A 24,213-nucleotide genomic window follows, 5' to 3' on the forward strand; every position below is an offset into this window, starting at 1 on the left:
TTTTTGATAATATTACTTATAAAAGTAAGATTTTACGTAACCTAATAAATAACTTATACTTACTGCGCTTACCAATCTAACTTTTATTCTTTCTGCAAATTTATTTTTAAAGCATTCTTCAAAAAAATTATTTATACAAACTGCTCAATGTTTTAAACGAACAGCACTATTTGGTCAATAATACGTTTTGTACAATAAAAAAACTTCACTACATCAAAGATTTGTCTATTTTACAGGCTTTTTTAGTTACCACATAAATCAGTCGTGATAAAACCCAGTTTTGTATATTTTTTATGAATTACATCCAATAAAGAATACTCATCAAAGGAGTCCTGAGCAATTTCCCAAATCATGATACCACCTGTGGTTTCTGATGCAAGTTGAACTTTTTGCTCAATTGTTGGTATTCCGTTATAATAAATTTTACCCAATTCATCCTGCTCCGCAAACTGTTTTCCGGCTGCAACCATTTGTCCGTAAGTTGCAATGGTAACTGTTGCATCTGTGAAATTATATCCGTAAAAAGGAACCCCGAGTGTAAGCTTCTCTTTTGAAACATTTTGCAGTTTATTCCAAAAATCGATTCCCAGTTTTGCATCGCTAAAAGAACTGTGCTGTCCAGGTTTTTCAGGTTTCCACGGACCTGCCATCTCATAAGCCATAATATTGATAAAGTCAAAAGCATTTAATGCCTCATTACTTATATTCGTAAAACGTGTGTTATTTGGCAATGCTGCTGTAATAAGCTTGTTTTTGCTTTTTATGGTATTTTTCAATTCAATCACAAAACCGCTGTAACCTGTCGTGACTGCATCCCATTCCAGATCTACATCTACACCATCCAGTTTATGTACTTCAACAAAATCTATTATTTTTTTGATAAAACCGGGTCTGTTTTCCGGTTTATCAATAAGCAATGACCAGTTGGCTGCTTGCTCTGCAGAGATAACTCCGCCGGCTATAGAAATACTTATTTTGATATTCGGATTCACAGTTCTCACATATTTAATAACGGCATCAATGTCGCCATCAAAAATTAAATTTCCTTTATTATCCGGATTTGCGAATGACAGATTCAGATGTGTGAGTTTACAAAATTGTATGGAACTTATTTTACTGTAATTATCCGAAAACAAATAGCCGACAACCCTGGCTGTTTTATTTTTTGAATGATCATTCTCTGTATCGTTCTCTTTTGAACAGCTGTAAGATGAAAAAAGTGAACCAATAAAAAAAAGAATACCGAATAAGGCTTTATTTTTTATCATTATTTTTAATTTAAAATGTTTTTTAATTTATCAGAATAAAAATAACACCTCATTCGGTATAACTTTATATTTTGGGATTATTTTTTTAGTTTACATCCCACCAAACCTTATTCAGCCAGTCATTCGTTCCTCCCATTCTGGACAATGCCTCTAAATAATTTACTTCATTTTTCTGCATCTCATCATTTGGATAATACAAACGTTTTGGAGTAACTCCACCAGTTTCAGAATCAGGATTTGTTATTGGCAATAAATGCGGGAATCCTGTTCTTCTCCAGTTTGAATAGGCTTCAATACTATTAAAGATATAGGTAATCCAAAGCTGCGTTGCAATTTGCTCTTTTTCTGTTCCTGCAACCAAAGGTTTAGCATTTAAATAAGCATCAATATCTGTCTGATTTGCTGCAGGTACACCATAAATCAGCAATTGTTTGATACCGGCTTCAACTCCTTTTTTGTAATATTCAGTAGCAGAAGTACCAGTTACCCAGCCTCTATACGCAGCTTCTGCCAATAATAATTGTGTTTCTGAATAACTTACGTGCAAATAAGGTGTTGTTTTTTGCTTGTAATAAGACTGGATTCCCGAAGCAGCGGTTGAACCTCCCGGAGCATCCCATCTGAAAGTCCCCGGACGTACTCCTTCGTATAATTTTTCTCCCGGCTGAACAGGCTGACCAGCTTTTCCGGCCATAGAAGATGTTGTTTTTGGAGTTGCGAGCATAGTTAATCTTGGATCTCCGTTATCTCTCAAATAATCTATCACTAATGAGCTAAAATGATCTCCGTTTTCATTCCCTACAAAAGCGTATGCCAAACCGTTTCCTCTAAAATCTATAGCCGCAGGATTATCACTAAAAGTTGCATCCAGATGACGCATGATACAGTTGTCCAGATTGCTTTCGAAAACACCATTTTGTAATGCTGCTTTCACTTGTTTTTCTGCTTCTTGCGGTTTTACTTCAGAAATCCTCATGGCTAAACGTAGTCTTAACGTATTAGCCAGTTTTTTCCATTTTGCAATATCACCATTGTAAAACAAATCTCCTTTAACCGTTCCACCTTCTGCATTTAACTGGTTATATGCTTCTTCCAATTGGTTAAAAAAGGCAGTATAAACTTCTTCCTGTGTATCATATTTTGGTGTTACAATTCCTTGTGAAAATCCTAATCCTGCCTGAGAATAAGGAATATCTCCGTAAAGGTCTGTTAAACGCTGTGCTACCATTACTTTCATGATTTTTGCGACTGCATTCATGTTAACCATTGCCGGATTATTACTGGTTTTTTCCAGAATATCAACAACGTTTTTCAATTCATTTGCATAACCATTTCTCCAGATTGCTGTTGCGTAATCATCATTTTTCTTGAATTTACTTCCAAATTCTGTTACATTCCACGCACCTGCATAATGCTGAACAAATCCTCCTGAATAAATCAGGTTTGCTCTCCACTGATAGTATCCGTCACCGGACATACACAATTGGGTAAATGTTAGCTGTCCTGCCGGATTTGCTGATAGTGCAACCGGATCTTTTTCCAGTTCCTCAAAGTTTTCGGTACAGCCAACTGCAGTAAACAATATGACTATGGCTAGTATTATATTTTTAAATTTCATAATTTCTTTTTTTTAGAATGCTACTTTAATATTAAAACCATACGATTGTCTGAATGGCAGTGAGCCATATTCAAATCCCTGTCCATTTCCGGAGGTATACATAGATTCCGGGTCAACGTTTGGCAAATCTTTATTAAAAGTCAATAAATTTCTTGCGAATGCAGACACATAAATTGAGCTAATTTTTGCTCCGCTAAAAACACTCTTTGGTATAGTATAACCTAAACTTACTTCTCTTAATTTCACGTAAGAAGCATCATAAATAAAAGGCGCTGGTGTATTGTTGAAAACGGTATTCCAATAATCCTGAGGATTTACAGGTTTCGTATTTTCTACATACACAGGATTAGCAGCGGTTCCGGTATTTACAACACCTTGTGCTACATAACCCGCAGTAGGAATCCATGTGGCCTGACTGAAATTAGGATCGTTTGCTACTGCCTCTGCTCTTGCTGCATTGTAAGCATCTCTGCCCTCAGTAGTCACATCTAAAAGCCCCTTTTGTGCTGCTAATGAATTTGTCATAGAATATACATCCATTCCAAACTTCATATCAATTAAAAACTGAAGTGTTATTCCTTTATAAGAAAATCTATTAGTTAAACCGGCAGCCCAGTCAGGAAGTCCTTTTCCTAAATTTACTTTAGAATCTGTGAACAAAGGCATTCCGTTTGCATCTACAATTTTTTCTCCCGAAGGCGTTCTTAAAAAATCTTTTCCGATGATGGTTCCATATTGACCTCCAACCTGAGCTACAATAGCCGCTCCGGCCCAGCGAGCTTCAGAAATAGCATACGTATTAATATTTGGATGCAAAGAGATAATTGAGTTTTTGTTTTTTGAGAAGTTCAAATCAATCCCCCATTCGAAATTAGCTGTTTTAATTGGAGTTCCTGATAAGAAAACCTCAATACCTTCATTTCGTAATTGTCCTGCGTTTACCGAAAGAAATTCGTATCCTGATGTTGCAGATGAAGCTAAATCAAGCGTTTGGTCAGCTGTATCTTCACGGTAAAGTGTTATATCTGCTTTTAATCTGTTTTTAAAAAAGGCTGTTTCAACCCCAAACTCAACACCTGTCTTAGATTGATAAGTCAAATTAGCATTTGGCGCTGCCGAATTTTTAATATTAACAACACTCTGTCCGTCATAAGATGAAAATGTTGTATAGTTTAATGCATTTTTATAAGCTCCCGGTGCATTTGAAACCTGCGCCCATGAAGCTCTGAATTTTCCATAACTAAATGTATCATTCTGAATACCAAAAGCATCAGAAAATATGAACCCTAATGAAGCTGCAGGATAAAAAGCATTATCATTGATTACACTAAACCAGTCGTTTCTTCCTGTAAACTCAGCATACAAGTAGCCTTTGTAGTCAAATTTTGCAGAACCGTAAACTGAGTTGGTTCTGGTTTTCGTTACAACAGGAGCATTTTCTGTCTGGTTTACAAAATTGCTGATATATTCTGTACCCGGCTCAATAATTTTAGTACCAAATCTTGAATTTTGTTCCCTTTTAAAATCTCTTCTTCCTGTACCTAAAATTCCTGAGAAAGTAAAATCTGTAGCTAATTTTATATCACTAAATGTGGCAATAACATCCGTATTCATCTCTGAAACATTGATATTATCCAATCCTAAATATCCTTCATCTCTTCCTGGCCATGTGCTTCCTGCCTCCATAAAATCTTTAGAACTGAAAGCGTAGCTGTCTAAACCAGTTCTAAAAGTTAATGCTACCCAGTTTTTTAATTGATAAGTTCCGGTAACATTTCCTATAAAACGATTTTTTACAGATGAATTGTGATTTTCCTGTGTAGTAAAATAGGGATTCAACTGATACACATTATTATTCCAGGGGTAAATTTGACCTGTTTCCTCGTTTTTATAATTTTTCAGCCATGCCTGATCAATATTTGGTGCTAATCCGCTTAATGAATAACCAACATTATTTGGAGAATCTCCTAATCCAGGCCTGTTTTGTGTGTTTTCAATCATATAATTTACATTTGCTGCCAAAGTAAATTTATCAGATTTTATAGTTCCGTTTAAACTTGCATCATTTCTTTCTAAGCCAGATTCGGGAATCACGTCATCATTTGTCAGGTTATTATAACCAAAACGAACAAAAGCATTGTCACTTCCTGCTGATAATGAGATTCCGTTTGTAAGTGTAACCCCGGTTTTAAAAAAATCCTGAATATTATTATCTACTCTGGCATAAGGCTTCATCGAACCGTCAAATATTTTTATCTCCTGCCCAACGCTCTGAGAAAACTTAGGTCCCCATGCATTTGTAGTATAACCATATAATTCAGAAGGTGCTTTTGTAGGATCGGGTAAAATACCATTTGATCCGGAACCATATTCTGTCTGATAATCATCATACTTAGCATCTACCCTGTCAAAACTTACACCACTTGTAAGTTCTACCTGCAATTTTCCTTTGCTGCCTTTTTTGGTTGTAATCAAAATAACACCATTTAAAGCTCGGGATCCATATAATGCAGCAGCAGCAGCTCCTTTTAGTACCGTTAAGCTTTCAATATTATTCGGATTAATACTCGAAATCCCATCTCCGTTATCTCTTCCGTCAAACCATTTACTTGTAGCGGCACTGTCGTTTGATAATCCCGTATTGTCGATAGGTACACCATCTACAATATAAAGCGGCTGATTATTTTCGCCAATACTTGAAATACCTCTAATAATAACTCTTGTTGATCCCCCAACACCAGTGGCCGGGATAGAAACATCAACTCCGGCAATCTTACCTGAAAGTGCTGTCGTAACATTTGTAGTAATCACTTTGTTTAATTGATCTCCTTTAAGGTCCTGAACTGCATAGCCCAGTTCTTTCTTTTGTCTTTTAATACCTAATGCAGTAACTACTACTTCATTTAAAGCATTTGAGGCAGCCAGTTTCATTTTTACATTAATTGTACCCGCATCTCCTACAACAATCTGTTGTGTTTCCAGACCTACGTAGCTAAAAACCAATGTTTGTCCACTTTGCACTTCAATTGAGTACAAGCCGTCAAAATCGGTAGTAGCTCCCTTTTGACCACCTTGTACAGCAACAGATGCCCCTGGTAATGGCATTCCATCAGAATCTGTAATCAAACCCTTGATATTTTTTACCTGAGCAAGAGAAACCTGCACTGTAAAAACAATCATAAAGATTAATAATTTTTTTTTCATGTTTATTTATTTTGTTAGTTATGGGGTAAATTTATTCTTAAGGTATTGTTAAAAAAAATAATTTATACAAACTACACCAAACTTTAAACCAACGACATAAAACATTCAATAATACGTTTTACGAAAACGTTATATTTACAACAAAACACATCTAAAATCGATCATAATAATTTTTTATTCAAAAAAATTGCGTTTTACCAACTAATTGTTTAAAGTTGCACAACTAAAACAAACTGCTTCTAAACCCTAACTATCACTAAAGTTGAGCGAAATTCAAAAATTAAACTTCGACATTAAACTTCGAAATCATATCTGGTTCTGGGGAAGTTACTTTACTTTGAATTTTTTAAGATGGGGTGCTTATTTCAATGATTACGAATATTCATTTAAATCGAATCTGATTGAATTTTCCTTACACATTCCTTTAGTTTATTTTAACCTTTTTATTTTAGTGCGCCGGTATGTCCTGAAACAGCAGTACATCAAATATACTATTGCATTATTGATGAGTCTTTTTGCTGTCTATTTACTAAAAACTGCTCTGACCTATTATATCATTTCTGAAAATATCTGGCCCGAGGCAAATCGTGAATATCATCCTTTCGAAATAAACCATATCGTTGCAGTCTGCATTGGGGAGTTGTATGTTCTTGCAATGGCATCCTCTGTTTATCTTACTTTGACCTGGCTGCGCGAAAGGGAAAGAAACAGGTCGTTGAGAGAAAATCAGTTTAAAATCAAACTTAAATATCTCGAGAATCAGATTCAGCCACATTTTTTCTTCAATACATTAAATAATTTATATGCTTTATCATTAGAATCTTCAGACAAGGTTCCGGATGTGATCATTAAATTATCAAATCTGATGGAATATGTATTGTATGATGTAAAAGGAACCAAATTCGTTCCTTTGATAAAAGAAATCGACTATATCCAGAATTATATCGAAATAGAGAAACTTCGTTTTGAAAATGTTGAAGTAACCATTAATCTGGAGTCTGACATTGAAGATATCAAAGTTCCGCCTTTAATTTATATTTCATTGGTCGAAAATGCCTTTAAACACGGTGGACTGCAAAACAAGAACCTTAAAATTAAAATAAACTGCAAAGTCGTTGGCAATAAGCTGCACTTTGAAATCCTTAATAATTTTGTAATTTCACAAAAAAATGACCCTAAAAGCGGTATTGGATTAGTCAATACCAAGAAAAGACTGAAATTAATTTACAGAAATAATTTTAGCCTTCAATACAAAACAAAACTCAATTACTATATAATAAGTTTGCAAACACCTATTCATAATGAAGATTAAATGCTTGTTAATCGATGATGAACCTTTAGCTATTAAAGTTTTACAAAATTACTTTACAAATTTTCCAGACTTTGAGGTTATTGGTGCATTCAATAATTCTTTAGAAGCACTCGATTTTATAAACAGTACTCCTGTCGATGCCGTTTTTCTTGACATCAACATGCCTATGATGACTGGTTTTGAATTAATCAGCCTGATCGAAAATAAAACAAAAGTTATTATTACAACCGCTTTTAGAGAATTTGCTGCAGAAAGTTATGATCTGGATGTGTTAGATTATCTGGTAAAACCTATTCCATTGCCACGATTCATTAAATGTATTAACAAAATCACTACCGAATATAATTTAAAAAATAATATTAGAACAGAAACCGTGAAAGGCGATTCGCATATTTTTATCAAAGTAGATAAAAAAATGATGAAGATTAATATTGAAGAAATTTTATTTGTTGAAGGAATGAAAGAATATATTAAAATTGTTACTCCTGATAAAACTTATATCACTCATAAATCGCTTACTTCCTTATCCGAAGAACTTCCGGGAGATAAATTCTTACGCATCCATAAATCATATGTAATTGCCCTGAACAAAGTTAAGTCTATTGAGGGAAACAGAATTCAGATAATGACTTATACGATCCCTATTGGCAGAAATTACAGTAAAGACGTGAAGAACAAAATTTTAGAATAATTTACTTAATCGATATCGTAAGTCTTAAAATAATAACACATTGTTGAATAAATTGTGTTGTTTGTATAATTTCTACCTTTTTTATGATTTTTTATTTTTTTTTGATAATTGTAACAAATATATTTACGTCTTTCAAAACCACTAAAAACATAAAAAAAACTTTATTACAATTATGAATTCAGAAAATGTACAAACCAAGTGGGGACAATTTATCTCATTGATAATCGTCTTCTTCTTCTGGGGTTTTGTTGGTTCAGCCAACGACATTCTAATCCCGGTATTCAAAAAAGTATTTACTTTATCACAAGTTCAGTCACAATTGGTAGCCTGGGCGTTTTATGCCGCTTATTTCGTGGGATCAATTATTTTCTTTTTGGTATCTCTTAAATTAGATGTTTTACAAAAATTCGGATACAAAAAAACACTTTCAGCCGGTTTAATTCTTTCCGCTGTTGGTTCATTTTTATTTGTCCCTGCAGCCACAATGCAAAGCTTCCCTTTCTTCTTAACCGCTTTATTTACTGTTGGTCTGGGATTTTCGATTCAACAAATTGTAGCCAATCCATTAGCTATTAAAATGGGAAGCCCTGCAACCGGAGCTCACCGTTTAACTTTAGCAGGAGGTATCAATTCTTTCGGAACAACAATAGGTGCAATTTTATTGGGTATCGCTTTATTTGGAATGGGAGATGACAAAAAAACAGCTCTTTCATTAGAAGATATTAAACTGCCTTTTATCATTCTGGGACTTGCTTTTATTATTGTTGCCGTTTTTATGAATTTTTCTAAAATTGAAGATCCTGTAAAAGAGGAAGAAGCAGTAATTAAACACGCACATGAAAAATTTAATATTTTAGACTATCCACAGTTGTATTTAGGAATGTTAGGTATTTTTATTTATGTTGGTACGGAGGTAACCATCATTAGTAACCTGCCTGCTTTATTACATACCGCAGAATTTGGTAATGTTTTAGAAGATGCAATTGCACCCTTTATTGCTCTTTATTGGGGAAGTTTAATGATTGGCCGCTGGAATGGCGGAGTAAACGTATTCAACACTTCAACTTTAGTCAATACAGCCTTAAAATTTATTGTACCGGCTTTAGCTTTTGGAGTAATTATTGGAGCTAATATTTTTGCAGCCCATGATGTTTCTTCATTTTATATTTACCCAATCTGGATTTTATTATTTATAGCGGTATGTTTTGTTGGAGGTAAAAATGCCGGAAAAACTTTAATGCTTTTTGGAATATCGGGCGTATTGATGATGTTCGCAGGATTAGTTTGGCCAGATCCGCAAATTGCTAAATTTTTCTTTATTTCCGGAGGTCTTTTCTTATCTATCATGTGGCCGTCAATTTTCGATTTAGCGATTGCAGGTTTAGGTAAAAACACCGGAAAAGCATCTTCATTCCTGATTATGATGATTCTCGGAGGAGGAGTTATCCCTTTAATTCAGGGAAGTATCTGTGACTTTGACATTACAAATCCAAAAGGAATACTCGGAATCACATGGACACACTTCTCATACATCGTTCCGCTTATTGGTTTCGCATATTTAGGATTCTATGGTTACTACTGCCCTAAAATATTAAAAAGACAAGGAATTAATCATGTTGAAGGCGGTGGCGGAGGTCACTAAACCCGAAAACATATTCATAAAAAAACTCCCGTTCTACATATTGTAAAACGGGAGTTTTAATTTATAAAATATCTAAAACTATTTATTTCCTTTTTCAAAATCAGCCACAAACTGAGCCAATCCGATATCAGTTAATGGGTGTTTCAACAAACCATAAATTGCAGAAAGAGGTCCTGTCATAACATCTGCACCAATTTTAGCGCAGTTTACAATATGCATCGTATGACGTACAGAAGCCGCTAAGATTTGTGTCTCATATCCATAGTTATCATAGATTTCTCTGATTTCCTGAATCAAATTCAGACCATCTGTAGAAACATCATCTAAACGGCCAATAAAAGGTGAAACATAAGTTGCTCCTGCTTTAGCAGCCAATAAAGCCTGACCTGCAGAAAACACAAGAGTTACATTTGTTTTAATTCCTTTATCTGAGAAATATTTTGCAGCCATAACTCCTTCTTTTGTCATTGGCAATTTCACTACAATTTGCTCATGTAAATCAGCTAATTCCTCACCTTCTTTCACCATTCCTTCAAAATCCAGCGCATTTACTTCAGCACTTACATCTCCATCAACAAGATTACAGATATCAACATAATGTTTCAAAATGTTGTTTTTTCCTGTAATCCCTTCTTTTGCCATCAAAGACGGGTTTGTTGTTACACCATCTAAAACACCTAATGCCTGTGCTTCTTTAATCTGAGCTAAATTAGCTGTATCAATAAAAAATTTCATAATTATATTTATTTAATTGTGTTCATAATCTGGGCGTGCCCCAAGGGTCGGGTGTTCCGCTGTATCTTTTTATTTTTAAAGAAAAATAAAAAGGATGCCGCTTCTACCCCCTCACGCAAAACCGGTGCAAAATTACAACTAATAATTATTTTGAAGGATCCTTTTGATTTAATTGTTTTAATTCATCTCTGATTTCTTCCAAAACTCTTAAAGTATCTTCTTTATAAACTTCCGAATTATTAATTTTATCACTTATTGTACTTAGTATTCTGCGAATTACAAACCAAATAACAACAAAAATAGCTATGATAATAATAGGCTGAATGATTTCTTTATCCATAATATTACAATTTATAATGATTCATTAACATTTTTTCATACATCTTATCCGGAAGCACACGTTTTAAAACAATTGAAAACTTCTGCATAAAAACACCCACTTTATAATGTACTTTTGGACTTTTTTGCTGCATGATTTTATAAACAGCCTCAGCCATTTCATTCGGATTACTTCCTGCATCAACATGTTCATTCATAGTTGCAAGCGTATCACCATAAACTTTTTCATACGCAGATCCTTTAATAACCGGAGCATGAAAACGTCCTGAGGCAATATTCGTAGCAAAATCTCCTGGAGCAACATTCGTAATTTCAACTCCAAATTGTTTTACCTCCATTCGCAAAGCTTCTGTAATTAGCTCCAAAGCTCCTTTTGATGCCGAGTAAACGCTGCGATACGGCAATCCCATATAAGCCGCAATCGAAGTAATATTGATAATCAGACCTGATTTTTGTTCACGCATCTGAGGCAAAACAGCTTTCATCACTTCAATTGGTCCAAAAAAATTGGTTTCAAAGTTATTCTTGATTTCCTCCATCGGAATTTCTTCCAAAGGACCTGTAATCCCCACACCTGCATTATTAATCACAACATCTAACCGTCCTGAAGTTTCTATGATTTTAGCTATAGCATTTTTAATTGATTCTGCATTTCGAACATCCAGAGCAACAAGTGGAAAAACAGAATTTACTACTTTATCAGGATTTCGGCTTGTTCCGTAAACCACGAAGCCTTTTTGATGTAAAAACTCTCCAATTGATTTTCCAATCCCTGAGGATCCTCCGGTAATTAAAACGACTTTGCTCATTTTTAAGTTAGATGTTAAATGTTATAAGTTAAATGTATTTTTGTGTTAGAAGCTATTCTTACGGTTAAAACTTCTCACTTTTAACTTTTAACCTCTAACTTTTAACTCCCAAAAGGGTAAAAATAAAAAAATCCTCCCGAAGGAAGACTACTTTTGTATAAATTCTAAAAATAAAAAATGGCAAGCGACCTACATCGCACCGCTCAACCACGTACCCTTGCTATGTTCCCATCCTGGGGGAGTCTGCAGGAGCTGGTCGTGTAGGACTTGCCGATGCAAATATACAATCTTTTTATATTTTTGCAAGAGCTTTGTTGCTATAAAAATATCATCGTATATTGGACTATTCAAATTTTAAACCATGAAAAAACATAACTTTCTAACTGCCATATTATTAGGAATCACATTAATTGGCTGTGGAGATAAAAATAAAGGTGAAAATTCTTTATTTACTATAGACGATTCTGCATTTCCGGCACATTTTACGCCTCAGGAAGCCATTTCAATTACTGTTTTAAATCCAAAATCGAAAGAAATCGACAGTATTGCCTACTTTGTAAACGACAAAAAAGTGGGAAGCACAAAAGGTTCCGAAAAATTCAAGTTTGAATTAAAAGATCAAAAATTAGGATATCAATACTTAAAAGCAACTGTTTATTTTGGCAGCGATTCATCTGATGCTACAAAAAGAGTGGAATTAGTTTCAAACATTAATCCTAAATTATTAAAATATAAAATTGTAAATACTTTCCCTCACGACAAAAAAGATTTCACCGAAGGATTAGAGTTTTACAATGATACTTTATACGAAAGTACTGGTCAGGAAGGGGCTTCTTTCATAAAAAAATACGATTATAAAACAGGTAAAGTTTTCAAAAAAATTGATTTGGATTCAAAATATTTTGGAGAAGGCATTACATTCATAAATGGTAAATTATTTCAATTGACCTATAAAAACAAAAAAGGTTTTATTTATGATGCTAAAACATTAAAACTGGAAAAAACTTTTGATTACGAAAAAGATATTCAGGGCTGGGGGATGACAAATGACGGAAAATATATCTATCAAACGGACGGAACTGAAAAAATCTGGAAAGTAGATCCCGCAACTCAAAAAATGGTAGATTATATTAATGTATACTCTGGAGATTCTAAAATTAAAGAGGTTAATGAATTGGAATGGATTGATGGAAAAATTTATGCTAATGTATGGTTTAAAGACGCCATTGCAGTTGTAAACCCAAACTCTGGTGCTGTTGAAGAAATTTTAGATTTGTCCGCATTAAGAAAAACTATGACAGACGTTAAGAAAGATGATGCTTTAAACGGAATAGCTTACAATCCTAAAACAAAGACGATTTTTGTAACAGGTAAAAATTGGAATAAAATGTTCGAAATTACCGTTTCTGAATAAATCTAAGAAAATAATTTACACATAACTTTCACAGATTTCACGGCTTAGTTCGTGATAATTTGTGAAATTTGTGTTTTTATAGCATTCTAAATAAAATTAAATCTAAGGCAATGATCACTTTAATTAAAAACATAAAAGAACTGCTGCAGGTTCGTGAAACTTCTGTTTCGAAAGTTTCAGGCGCTGAAATGGCAATTCTTCCCACTATCAAAAATGCCTTTTTAATTATAAAAGACAATCTCATTGCTGATTTTGGTGCTATGGAAAATCTTCCGGAAGTAAAAGCTGATAAAATTATTGACGCAACAGGAAGAATTGTCCTTCCATCCTGGTGCGACAGTCATACACACATCGTGTATGCAGGCAATCGCGAGCAGGAGTTTGTTGACAGAATTAATGGATTTACTTATGAGGAAATTGCAAATCGTGGCGGCGGGATCCTAAACTCCGCAAAAAAGTTAAACGAAACATCCGAAGAAGAAATCTACGAACAGTCCAGAATTCGTTTAGAAGAAGTAATACGTTTAGGAACCGGAGCTGTAGAAATAAAATCGGGTTACGGCCTGACAATTGAAGGCGAATTAAAAATGCTTCGTGTGATTAAAAGACTGGCAGAAAATTATCCAATTTCAATTAAAGCTACTTTTTTAGGCGCTCACACATTTCCAATACATTATAAAGAAAACAAAGCGGGTTATATTGATGAAATCATTACGAAAATGATTCCTGAAATTGCTCAGAATAAGCTTGCAGATTATGTTGATGTTTTTTGCGAAAACGGCTATTTCTCTGTAGAAGAAACGGAAAAAATCATGCAGGCAGGAATCGATTTTGGCTTAAAGCCGAAAATTCACGTAAACCAATTTAATTCTATTGGAGGAATTCAAGCTGGAGTTAAATTTAACGCTCTTTCTGTAGATCATCTGGAAATTATGAATCCAGAAGACACTGAAGCTTTAAAAGGAACAGAAACAATGCCGGTTGCATTACCATCGTGCTCTTATTTTTTAAGCATTCCTTACACCCCTGCAAGAGAAATGATTACTGCAGGATTACCAATTGCTTTAGCAACCGATTTTAATCCTGGTTCTACTCCATCAGGAAACATGAATTTTGTAGTTGCCACAGCATGCATAAAAATGAAAATGACTCCCGAAGAAGCCATAAACGCAGCTACCATAAACGGAGCCTATGCCATGGGAATTTCAGAAACCCACGGAAGTATCACAAAAGGCAAAAAAGCCAATCTGATTATCACAAAACCTATTTCGTCCTATTATCAGATTCCATACGCTTTTGGAAGCAACTTAATAGAAAGTGTATTTATTGAAGGTGAAATTTTCTCATAAAAAAAGAGGAGTTTGAGCTCCTCTTTTTTATACAATACTGATTTTTTTTCTTATCTTAAAGAAAAGCTTGTTTTAGAAACCAACTCGTCATTATCAAAAATATTAATAAAATAAGTTCCTTTTTCGAAATCCTTACCCGGCAAATCCTCAGAAACATTCACTGATTTATTTTCATACTGCACTGTTGTTTTAAAACTGTATGTCAATGAATTATCACCAAAACTTTCTGTCTTTTTATCACCTAAAACATTATTTTTGCTGTCAATAACCTGTACATAATAGCTTTTGTCTCCAGACTTGGCAATTTGGTTTTCAGCAATAGTAAAACTTATTTTTAAAACATCAGCACGGCTTGCTTTATCAGTTTCAATTTGCTTTCCTGAACTTCTCAGTTTGTAAGCAGCAGTTTTTGTATTTAAAACAGACAATTTAGAACCTTTTTCAACAGTTTTAGCTAAGGCCTCATTTTGCCCTACTAAAACTTCATTAAACTTTTTAGATTCTCCCAGGACAACAATTGTGCTGTCTCTTTGAACTGTTAAAACACCATTTTGTTTTTTTAATTCATCATTTTCAGCAACCAAAGTCTTCATTTTAGTCTGCAATCCCTGAACCTGTGATTTGAATTTAGAAACATCCCCTTTTGATTTATTTAAGTCATCCATCAAAGCCACAACTTTGTCTCTTTCCTGAATTAACTCATCTGACATCGAAGTGTTTTCAGCAATAGCAGCATCATATGTTGCTTTCAATTCCTGAAGATCTTTCATTACAGATTCTTTTTCTGTCAGAGTGTGTGTAAGTTCTGTTTTTACACCATCAGAATCAGAAGAAAGTTTAAAAATGTATACTAAACTACCAATTAGTAGGACTGCTAAAACAGCGATTACCGCCTTTAGACTTGAGTTGTTTTTGTTTGGGTTTTCCATATTTAATAATTTTCTTTAATAACAAATTTAAATAATTAATGTAAGGTAATAACGTTAGTTAACACAATTATATTATTTTTGGATAATATTTTTTTTTATGGATAAATTAATCCCTTTTACTGTTAATGATTTAGCAAAAGTCACCAACCACCGAAGTGGTGAGATAAAATTTGGGGAAAAAATGATTACTATTCCAAAAGGAGTAGATATAATTGATTTTTTAAAAGAAAGTGAGGCTAAATATGTGCTTTTAGGCATTCCTGAAGATATTGGCGTACGTGCTAATTACGGAAGACCCGGTGCAGCATCTGCATGGGAAAGTGCTTTAAAAAGCATTGCCAACATTCAGCACAATCGTTTTTGTAAAGGAAGTCAGATTATCATTTTAGGGCATATCGATGTAGCTCAAGAAATGCGTGATGTTGAAAATCTGGATTTCAACGATATTGATGACCGGTCAAAACTGAGCCAGCTGGTTGAAAAAATTGACAAAGAAGTTTCCCATATTATTTTTACTGTAATCAAGGCTGGAAAAACACCTATTATTATTGGCGGAGGGCATAATAATGCTTACGGCAATATAAAAGGCTCTGCACTTGCAAAAGGAAAGCCTATAAATGCTATCAATTTTGACGCTCATTCAGATTTTAGGATTCTTGAAGGACGTCATAGCGGAAACGGATTTTCGTATGCGTATGAAGAAGGTTTCCTTAAAAAATACTTCATTTTTGGTTTACATGAAAATTATACCTCAAAAAGCGTACTGGATATTATAAAAAAACTGGAAGACCGCGTGCGTTACAATACTTATGACAGCATCAACATACGTGAGGAAAAGGATTTTAATAATGAAATGATAGCTGCACTTGAATTTATAAAAACTGATTCATTTGGGATAGAAATCGATTTGGACGCTATTCCAAACATTGCCAGCAGTGCCATGACAATAAGTGGTTTTTCAATCGAACAATTACGGCAGTTTATCTCCTATTTCGGACAGCATAAAAATGCTGCTTATTTACATATTTGTGAAGGAGCACCTGATCTGGACAGCTCACCAAACAATCATTTAATTGGCAAATTAATTGGCTATCTGATAACCGATTTTATCAAAGCTAATCACGAAAAAGTGTAATTATAATTTTCCCTTTTCCAAATAAACCCCGAATCAATTAAACGATTGACCGAATAAAACTATCTTTGCACAGAATTTAGCACTTAAAACTAAATTCTTAACACATAAGATATGTTATTCGAAGATTTATCACTTTCAAAAAGTATACAAAAAGCCGTATTTGAAGAAGGCTACCTAAACCCTACACCTATTCAGGAACAAGCTATTCCGATTGTTTTGGCCGGGAGAGATTTAATTGGCTGTGCACAAACCGGTACAGGAAAAACAGCCGCATTTGCGATTCCGATTATTCATCAATTACACCGAATTGTAGGCTCATCAAAAAAAGCTAAACAAATTCGTGCCCTTATAGTTACTCCAACACGTGAACTGGCCGTACAAATTGGACAAAGTTTTGATACGTATGCCAAATACACCAACCTGACTCAGTTGACAATTTTTGGCGGAGTTTCTCAAAATCCACAAGTAGATACACTAAAAAAAGGAGTTGATATTTTGGTAGCAACACCAGGAAGACTTTTAGACTTACAAAAACAGGGATTTCTTGATTTAGATCATTTACATGTCTTAGTATTGGATGAGGCTGATCAAATGCTGGATATGGGATTTGTAAACGATGTAAAAAAAATAGTAAAACTAACCCCTAAAAACAGACAAACACTATTTTTCTCAGCTACTATGCCAATAGCTATAAGAGAATTGGCAGAAGTGTTTTTAACAGACCCTGAAACAGTTACCGTATCTCCTGTATCTTCAACTGCAGAAAATGTGGAGCAACGCGTTTATTTTGTTGACAAAACAGAAAAAAGAAACTTACTTTATCATTTAATAAAAACAGAGGGGCTATCAAATGTACTGGTTTTTGCAAGAACCAAACATGGAGCAGATAATGTGGTTAAAGCGCTTCGTAAAAAAGACATTCCCGCAGAAGCTATTCACGGAGACAAATCTCAAAATGCAAGACAACGTGTTTTAGATGCTTTTAAAAACAAAGAAGTTGGTGTATTAGTTGCTACAGACATTGCTGCAAGAGGAATTGATATTGATCAGTTACCATTTGTAATTAATTTTGATTTACCAAATATTCCGGAAACCTATGTGCATCGAATTGGCCGAACCGGACGTGCTGGTAATGGGGGAATTGCAATTTCATTTTGCGGTAAAGACGAACATCCGTATTGGAAAGACATTCAAAAATTAATAAAAGTTGATGTAAAAACCATTAGTGATCATCCGTACCAATGGCATGCCGGAAGCCCTGAAGCAACTTCAGAAAAACCTAAAAATTCAAACAGAAGCGGTGGTGCTCATAAATCAAGAAAATCAAATTCATCTAAGCAAAATAAAAAGCGTTGGTACTAATAACCAACGCTTTTTTCTTCTAAAATAAGATTATTTATTATTCTGAATAATTTATCCGGTTCAAAAGGCTTCACTATAATATCATTCATTCCTGAAGAAATAGCTTCATCCGCAATCTCATCCTTATCAAAAGCAGTAAGAGCCACAATAGGCGTTACATTCCCACTGGAACGAAGTCGCCTGGTTGTTTCAAATCCATTCATTAATGGCATATTAATATCCATTAAAACAACATCAAACTCTTCTTTTTTAAGCAAATCAATTGCTGCAAAACCATCATCTGCAACACTACATTTATAATTATTTCTTTCAATTATTTTTTTAGTAACCAACTGATTCACAAAATTATCATCTACTATTAAAACTTTAAACTGAGAATTGAATTCAAAATCAAATTTACCAACAGCAGCCTTATTTTTTTCAGGATTTTTCTTAAATGGAATTGTAAAAGTAAATGTTGTACCTTTCCCTAGTGCACTTTTTAAGGAAATAGTACTCCCAAACAAATTAAGCAACTTCTTTACAATGCTTAGTCCTAATCCTGTGCCCTGATAATCCTCTTCTTTCCTTCCCACTTGTACAAACTTCTCAAAAATCTTGCTTTGATCAGCTAATGCAATACCAATACCATTATCTTTTACCTTGAACTCAATAAAATGATTATCCTCTTCAATCTTCAACAATTTTGCTTTTATTGTAACTTTTCCGTTTTTGGTAAATTTAAGTGCATTTCCAACCAAATTCATTAAAATCTGACCAAATCTAAGCTTATCGCCGATTAAATACCGAGGAATTTCCGAATCAATATTAACCAAAATTTGATTATTATTTTTTTTAGATAAAAATGATAAAGAACTTTTAATCATATCAATTTCCTCTGACAAATCAAAAGTCGAATTTTCCAAAACCACTCTATTTTCTTCTATTTTATTAATTTGAAGAATATCATTTACCAGTGCCAACAAATATCGGGCAGAAAACTTTAATGAACTAAGATAAGGACTTCCCGACAATTCTTTGTGTTCTTCTAATAACATATTCGTAACCCCCACCACACCATACAAAGGAGTTCGTAATTCATGACTTATGGTAGAAATAAACTGTGTCTTCAGCAACGAAGCTTCTTCAGCAATCTCATTTGCTTTTAAAAGCTCTTCATTTGCTTTTTTCTTGATAACAATATTTTTATATAAAGTAAAAATCAATATTAAAAGAACAAACGATATTATAATAAATAAAACAACAATAATTCTGGACTTTTTAAGACTTTGGGATTGTGTAACCTTTTCGTTTTCAATTTTATCTATTTCTCTTTTGTATTCATCAAGCTCTAAATTAAATCCTGCAACAGAGGCTTTTTTTAACTTTTCCTGACCATACAACTTATCAGTGATTCTATTATAATTAGACAGATTTTCGTAAGCTTCTTTATACTTTCTGATTTTAATCAAAAAATGAGAGTATTCTAAATATGCATAGGACAAGTCAGATTGTTTCTCACCTTGTTCCTCGGTATTTTTTCCTGAATCAATTGATTTTTTAAAATAGGCATCTGCTTTTTTATAATCCATTTTATGACTGTAAAACATACCATTAAGCATGTTTACAACAATTGCGACTGATTCATCCCCATCCCTCTTTTCATATAAATTTATAAATTTCAAAAAAGGAGCACCTTCATCAAAACGCCCAATATCAAAATAAACCCAGGCAATATTTACGTTTATAAAATAAACCTGCTTAAAATCATTGATTTTTAAACCATAAGCAATTGATTTTTTGTAATAACGAATACCTTCATCTAACTGTTTTTTTTCAAAACAATAGATGTTTCCCAAATTATTATAAATACTATACTTTATTGAATCTGCAGTTGTTCTATTTGCATAGAACAAACTCTTGTTGTAGAAAAAAATAGCCTTATCAAATTCTGACAATTCATTATAATTATCAGCAATAATTCTATAACAATCAGCAATTAAAAAATCATCTTTTTTTAAAAAAGCATAATTTAAAGCTACCCTGGAATTAATTAATGATTTTTCAAAATTTGATTTATTTAAATATAAACATGCCTGTTTAATTAATTCATCGATTTTAGAATCTGAAATTTTTTTAGAATGTGCAATTACTGGATTACAAAAGCAATTCAGAAATAACAAGTACAAAAAAATCCTCATTTGGGGCATAATTGGGGGAATTTCGCCAAATATACACTTTAAAACAAAAAGAGCTGTATTTGATCAACAAATTACAACTCTTTTATATAAAATATCTGTAAAAACTTATATTTAAAGCTCTTAAGTATTAATTCTTATGAATCCTTTTGTTTTTTATTCTTTATCTGCTTCCCATTGCCCCACTACTGAAGTTGCCAGAGCATTTCCTAAAACATTTGTTGCACTTCTGAACATATCGCAAAAATGATCAATCGGTAAAATCAAGGCAATTCCTTCAACCGGAATATCAAACATACCACAAGTTGCCGCCACTACAACCAAACTTGCTCTTGGTACACCTGCAATTCCTTTACTGGTCAACATTAAAACTAAAAGCATAACCATTTGGGTACCTAAATCTAAATGCACATTGTAAAACTGTGCAATGAAGATACTTGCAAAAGTCATATACATCATACTTCCGTCAAGATTGAAAGAATATCCAAGCGGCAACATAAAAGAAACGATTCTATCTTTTACTCCAAAACTTTCTAATTCTTCCGTCAATTTTGGAAAAACGGCTTCACTGCTCGTTGTTCCAAAAGCAATTGCTAAGGGCCCGGTTATACGTTTTAATAATTCGATCATTCTTCCTTTTAAGAAAATAAAACCAACCGCAATCAAAACAACCCACAATGTGCCTATTCCTAATAAAAACGAACCGAAGAACTTAAAGTAAGTTATTAATAATTCTTCAGCATCTCTAACAGCAAATACTCCTGCAATAGCTCCAAAAACTCCAATTGGAGCGAAGTTCATTACATAATTCACCATTTTTAATACAATATGTGACATTTTATCTAAAGCGCCTATAACCGGTTTTACTTTAGCTCCTAAAGATGCCGCAGCTAATCCGAAAAATATTGAAAAGATTACAATCTGCAGAATTTCGTTAGTTGCCATAGCTTCAATAATACTCTTAGGAACAATATGCTCAACAAAATTCTCAAAAGATAAATTTTGCGTTTTAGCCGTTACCTCAGAAGCAGCTCCCATATCAACATTCCCTAATTTAATACCAACACCCGGCTCTAAAATATTTACATAAAAAAGCCCTATTAATAAGGATATAAAAGAAGCTGTAAAAAACCATCCAAGTGCCTTACCTCCAATTCTTCCAACAGTTTTAATATCTCCCAATTTTGCAATTCCGACTACCAGAGTAGTGAAAACCAACGGAGAAATAATCATTTGAACCAATCGAATAAAAATAGTTGCCAGCATTTTTATTTTATTGCTGAACGATTGTGCTGCTTCAGTTGAAATCGAATTATGCAATATGATTCCTAAAATAGCACCCAAAATCATGGCTATTAAAATTTGACCTGTCAGTCCGTAAAAAAAAGATTTTTTTTGCTTTTGGATTGTATCCATTATTGTTTTAATTTATAATTAAAAAAAGACCCTCACTGCCTGCTTTTAAATTAATATGTCTTGTTGATCAAATAAAAATCAGCCAAAACAATAGCTGCCATAGCTTCTACGATAGGCACAGCTCTTGGCACTACACAAGGATCATGACGTCCTTTTCCGGTCATTGGTGTGATATTTCCTTTATTATCTAATGAATCCTGAGTTTGCATGATAGTCGCAACAGGTTTAAAAGCTACCCTGAAATAAATATCCATCCCATTACTGATTCCGCCCTGTATTCCTCCTGAAAGATTTGTTTTTGTAGTTGCGTCAGGATTGTATAAGTCGTTATGCTCGCTTCCTTTCATTTCTGAACCAGAAAAACCGCTTCCGTATTCAAAACCTTTTACTGCATTAATAGACAGCATTGCTTTTCCTAATTCTGCGTGAAGTTTATCAAAAACCGGTTCCCCTAAACCAACAGGTACATTCTGAATTACACATGAAACCACTCCACCAACTGTATCTCCCTGCTTGCGGATATCACGAATATACTCTTCCATAATTGCTGCTGATTTTTCATCAGGACAACGTACAGGATTACTTTCTATCTTTGAAAAATCCAATTCCTGATAAGGTGTATCTAAATGAATTGGACCTACTGATGAAACGTAGGCATTAATCTTAATTTCAGGCAGCATTTGTTTCGCAATTGCTCCTGCTACTACTCTGCTTGCAGTTTCACGTGCCGAACTTCTTCCGCCTCCGCGATAATCCCTAAAACCATATTTCTGATCGTATACATAATCAGCATGGCTTGGCCTGTAATTATCTTTTATATGTGAATAATCATCTGATTTTTGATTGGTATTCGGAATAACAAATCCAATTGGAGTTCCGGTAGTTTTTCCTTCAAAAATACCTGATAAAAACTGAACTGCATCCGGTTCTTTTCGTTGAGTTACAATTGCGGACTGTCCCGGTTTTCTTCGGGCCATATCCAATTCAATCGCTTCAAAATCAAGTTCAATTCCTGATGGACAACCGTCTATGATTCCGCCTAAAGCTTCCCCATGAGATTCTCCAAATGTGGTAACTTTATATAGTGTGCCGTAGCTATTTCCTGCCATTATAATTAGTTTTGAGCAAATGTAAGTTTTATGAATTAAATTAAAAAATTTAAAATTGGTATTCCCCCGATAACTCTCTTTTGAAAAATCATAATTTATTAAAACTGAAGCTAAATTGATAACGTTATGATAAAACAAAACTCATTTCAGTTTCTTTAATTTGTTAAACTTCAAATTAAGAAAAATTGAAAAAAAGAAATGTCGAATTAGTCATCATTTCCGATGTACATTTAGGAACTTACGGCAGCCATGCAAAAGAGCTAAACAACTACCTTTCAAGTATTAAACCAAAAACATTAGTTTTAAATGGAGACATCATTGATGCCTGGCAATTTAGAAAATCTTACTTCCCAAAATCACATTTAAAAGTTATTCAGCGTATAATTGGAATGGCTTCAAAAGGTACAAAAGTGTATTATATTACTGGAAACCATGATGAAATCCTGAGAAAATTTAGTGATATGAATATGGGGAATTTTTCTTTGTTAGATAAATTAGTTTTAGAATTAGACGATAAAAAGGCATGGATTTTTCACGGTGACGTTTTTGATGCATCTGTGCAACATTCTAAATGGATTGCAAAATTAGGTGGTTTAGGTTATGATTACTTAATTCTATGCAATCGATTTGTAAATTGGTTTTTGGCCAAACTAGGAAGAGAACCTTATTCATTTTCAAAAAAAATAAAGGCCAGTGTAAAAAAAGCCGTTAAATTTATTTCAGATTTTGAAACTACTGCTACTGATCTCGCCATAGAAAAAAAATACGATTATGTTATCTGTGGGCACATTCATGAACCCAAAATTATTGAAAAAGAAAATAAGTATGGTTCAACTTTATATTTAAACTCGGGAGACTGGATTGAAAATTTAACTGCCTTGGAATATCACAAAAAACGATGGAAATTATTCTCGTATTCTAATGCAGACTTTACTGAAACAGACGAAAATCTTTTTGAAATGGAAGATATTTTAACATCACAATTAATTACTTCGATAATAAAACAAAAGTAACTTTTTAACAACTAATAACTTACCTAAAAATTAGCTTAACAGTAGATGTTTTTTTTGATAAAATATGGGAATTACATAACAATTTTAAATAATTTTATACGTTTGAGTTGAACAATAATTATAATTTTGAACAAAAATTAATAACCATTTTTTATGAAAAAAATCATTTTATCTGCTATTACGCTATTAGGTATAGCGTTTACTGCACAATCACAACAAATTTCTAAACATGCATTAGGATTACGTCTGGGAGACAATAACGGATTTGGAGGAGAAGTATCATACCAATTAGGGTTGAACCAAAAAAACAGACTTGAATTTGACTTAGGGTTGAGAGACGATAGATATGTTGATGCAATAAAAGGAGTTGCTCTTTATCAATGGGTATGGAATATTGATGGAGGTTTCAACTGGTATGCCGGTGTTGGTGGTGGTGTTGCAGCCTGGGATTACGATTATAACGGACCTGGAGGAGATTTTGATGACAGCGGAACATATGTTTTTGCAGCCGGTGATATTGGCATAGAATACAGATTTAAAGAGTTCCCTCTTACCTTATCATTAGATGCCAGACCTGAAATTGGATCAGGATATTACGATGACGATAACTTTGGCTTCGATGTAGGTCTAGGAGCAAGATTTAGATTCTAAATTTCTAAATAAATCATCTACTTTATAAAAAAAATCCTGT

Annotated in this window: 19 protein-coding genes and 1 other RNA gene; 9 read left to right on the forward strand and 11 right to left on the reverse strand. The window is 33.6% G+C overall.

All coding sequences use genetic code 11. The features are described 5' to 3' along the window. Nucleotides 1-242 precede the first annotated feature (242 nt). From FLACHUCJ7_RS13285 to FLACHUCJ7_RS13295, 3 genes are all read right to left on the reverse strand, one after another. The gene (locus FLACHUCJ7_RS13285) at nucleotides 243-1,268 is read right to left on the reverse strand and encodes a glycosyl hydrolase family 18 protein (protein WP_180909210.1); all 1,026 of its coding nucleotides are present in this window, start codon (nucleotides 1,266-1,268) and stop codon (nucleotides 243-245) included. 85 nt (nucleotides 1,269-1,353) lie between these two features. Then, a complete protein-coding gene (locus FLACHUCJ7_RS13290; RefSeq protein WP_078228812.1) occupies nucleotides 1,354-2,886 on the reverse strand; it encodes a SusD/RagB family nutrient-binding outer membrane lipoprotein in 1,533 nt (510 codons plus the stop codon). Nucleotides 2,887-2,898: 12 nt separating this feature from the next. After that, nucleotides 2,899-6,090, reverse strand: a complete 3,192-nt coding sequence (locus tag FLACHUCJ7_RS13295; RefSeq protein WP_180909211.1) for a SusC/RagA family TonB-linked outer membrane protein — start codon at nucleotides 6,088-6,090, stop codon at nucleotides 2,899-2,901. Between the two features lie 262 nt (nucleotides 6,091-6,352). Here FLACHUCJ7_RS13295 and FLACHUCJ7_RS13300 point away from each other — a divergent pair, with 262 nt between their 5' ends. From FLACHUCJ7_RS13300 to FLACHUCJ7_RS13310, 3 genes are all read left to right on the forward strand, one after another. Further along, nucleotides 6,353-7,402, forward strand: a complete 1,050-nt coding sequence (locus tag FLACHUCJ7_RS13300) for a sensor histidine kinase (protein ID WP_180909212.1) — start codon at nucleotides 6,353-6,355, stop codon at nucleotides 7,400-7,402. Then, a complete protein-coding gene (locus tag FLACHUCJ7_RS13305) occupies nucleotides 7,392-8,093 on the forward strand; it encodes a LytR/AlgR family response regulator transcription factor (RefSeq protein WP_031457489.1) in 702 nt (233 codons plus the stop codon). The genes FLACHUCJ7_RS13300 and FLACHUCJ7_RS13305 overlap by 11 nt, the downstream gene beginning before the upstream one ends. Nucleotides 8,094-8,265: 172 nt before the next feature. Then, nucleotides 8,266-9,735, forward strand: a complete 1,470-nt coding sequence (locus FLACHUCJ7_RS13310) for an MFS transporter (RefSeq protein WP_031457488.1) — start codon at nucleotides 8,266-8,268, stop codon at nucleotides 9,733-9,735. A 78-nt stretch (nucleotides 9,736-9,813) separates the two neighbouring features. Here FLACHUCJ7_RS13310 and fsa read toward each other — a convergent pair whose 3' ends face one another. The 4 genes from fsa to ffs all read right to left on the reverse strand — a co-directional run bounded on the left by fsa (nucleotide 9,814) and on the right by ffs (nucleotide 11,891). Beyond that, complete coding sequence (gene fsa / locus FLACHUCJ7_RS13315; RefSeq protein WP_031457487.1) at nucleotides 9,814-10,470, reverse strand: fructose-6-phosphate aldolase; 657 nt, start codon at nucleotides 10,468-10,470, stop codon at nucleotides 9,814-9,816. Nucleotides 10,471-10,615: 145 nt separating this feature from the next. After that, nucleotides 10,616-10,810 (reverse strand): hypothetical protein, encoded by a 195-nt coding sequence (locus FLACHUCJ7_RS13320; RefSeq protein ID WP_031457486.1) that lies wholly within the window; start codon nucleotides 10,808-10,810, stop codon nucleotides 10,616-10,618. Nucleotides 10,811-10,814: 4 nt separating this feature from the next. After that, entirely contained in the window at nucleotides 10,815-11,618 is an 804-nt protein-coding gene (locus FLACHUCJ7_RS13325; RefSeq protein ID WP_180909213.1) for an SDR family oxidoreductase, read from the reverse strand. 175 nt (nucleotides 11,619-11,793) lie between these two features. Continuing rightward, an RNA gene (ffs, locus tag FLACHUCJ7_RS13330) (signal recognition particle sRNA small type) lies at nucleotides 11,794-11,891 on the reverse strand. 88 nt (nucleotides 11,892-11,979) lie between these two features. Here ffs and FLACHUCJ7_RS13335 point away from each other — a divergent pair. Both FLACHUCJ7_RS13335 and hutI read left to right on the forward strand, forming a co-directional pair. Further along, complete coding sequence (locus FLACHUCJ7_RS13335) at nucleotides 11,980-13,032, forward strand: glutaminyl-peptide cyclotransferase (protein WP_180909214.1); 1,053 nt, start codon at nucleotides 11,980-11,982, stop codon at nucleotides 13,030-13,032. 110 nt (nucleotides 13,033-13,142) lie between these two features. Then, the gene (gene hutI / locus FLACHUCJ7_RS13340) at nucleotides 13,143-14,381 is read left to right on the forward strand and encodes an imidazolonepropionase (RefSeq protein ID WP_180909215.1); all 1,239 of its coding nucleotides are present in this window, start codon (nucleotides 13,143-13,145) and stop codon (nucleotides 14,379-14,381) included. Nucleotides 14,382-14,431: 50 nt separating this feature from the next. On the opposite strand, the gene FLACHUCJ7_RS13345 is transcribed toward hutI, so the two are convergent. After that, nucleotides 14,432-15,310, reverse strand: coding sequence for a hypothetical protein (locus FLACHUCJ7_RS13345; RefSeq protein ID WP_031457482.1), 879 nt, complete (start codon nucleotides 15,308-15,310; stop codon nucleotides 14,432-14,434). 97 nt (nucleotides 15,311-15,407) lie between these two features. Here FLACHUCJ7_RS13345 and FLACHUCJ7_RS13350 point away from each other — a divergent pair, with 97 nt between their 5' ends. Both FLACHUCJ7_RS13350 and FLACHUCJ7_RS13355 read left to right on the forward strand, forming a co-directional pair. Continuing rightward, nucleotides 15,408-16,445, forward strand: coding sequence for a formimidoylglutamase (locus tag FLACHUCJ7_RS13350; protein ID WP_078228820.1), 1,038 nt, complete (start codon nucleotides 15,408-15,410; stop codon nucleotides 16,443-16,445). A gap of 111 nt (nucleotides 16,446-16,556) precedes the next feature. Beyond that, nucleotides 16,557-17,807: a DEAD/DEAH box helicase gene (locus FLACHUCJ7_RS13355; protein WP_180909216.1), complete on the forward strand. Its 1,251-nt coding sequence runs from the start codon at nucleotides 16,557-16,559 to the stop codon at nucleotides 17,805-17,807. Here the strand turns inward: FLACHUCJ7_RS13355 and FLACHUCJ7_RS13360 are convergent. The 3 genes from FLACHUCJ7_RS13360 to aroC all read right to left on the reverse strand — a co-directional run bounded on the left by FLACHUCJ7_RS13360 (nucleotide 17,804) and on the right by aroC (nucleotide 22,509). Beyond that, nucleotides 17,804-19,975 carry a tetratricopeptide repeat-containing hybrid sensor histidine kinase/response regulator gene (locus tag FLACHUCJ7_RS13360; protein WP_230408826.1) on the reverse strand — a complete coding sequence of 724 codons (2,172 nt, stop codon included), beginning with the start codon at nucleotides 19,973-19,975 and terminating at the stop codon, nucleotides 17,804-17,806. The two genes, FLACHUCJ7_RS13355 and FLACHUCJ7_RS13360, sit on opposite strands and share 4 nt — an antisense overlap. A gap of 165 nt (nucleotides 19,976-20,140) precedes the next feature. Then, entirely contained in the window at nucleotides 20,141-21,400 is a 1,260-nt protein-coding gene (locus FLACHUCJ7_RS13365; RefSeq protein WP_180909218.1) for a dicarboxylate/amino acid:cation symporter, read from the reverse strand. Nucleotides 21,401-21,450: 50 nt separating this feature from the next. Next, nucleotides 21,451-22,509, reverse strand: coding sequence for a chorismate synthase (gene aroC / locus FLACHUCJ7_RS13370; protein WP_078228824.1), 1,059 nt, complete (start codon nucleotides 22,507-22,509; stop codon nucleotides 21,451-21,453). A gap of 185 nt (nucleotides 22,510-22,694) precedes the next feature. Here aroC and FLACHUCJ7_RS13375 point away from each other — a divergent pair, with 185 nt between their 5' ends. Beyond that, complete coding sequence (locus FLACHUCJ7_RS13375) at nucleotides 22,695-23,522, forward strand: UDP-2,3-diacylglucosamine diphosphatase (RefSeq protein WP_078228825.1); 828 nt, start codon at nucleotides 22,695-22,697, stop codon at nucleotides 23,520-23,522. 153 nt (nucleotides 23,523-23,675) lie between these two features. Next, entirely contained in the window at nucleotides 23,676-24,173 is a 498-nt protein-coding gene (locus tag FLACHUCJ7_RS13380; protein ID WP_180909219.1) for a hypothetical protein, read from the forward strand. The last annotated feature ends 40 nt before the right edge of the window (nucleotides 24,174-24,213 follow it).

The organism is Flavobacterium salmonis, assembly GCF_903819435.1.
Classification (GTDB): domain Bacteria; phylum Bacteroidota; class Bacteroidia; order Flavobacteriales; family Flavobacteriaceae; genus Flavobacterium; species Flavobacterium chungangense.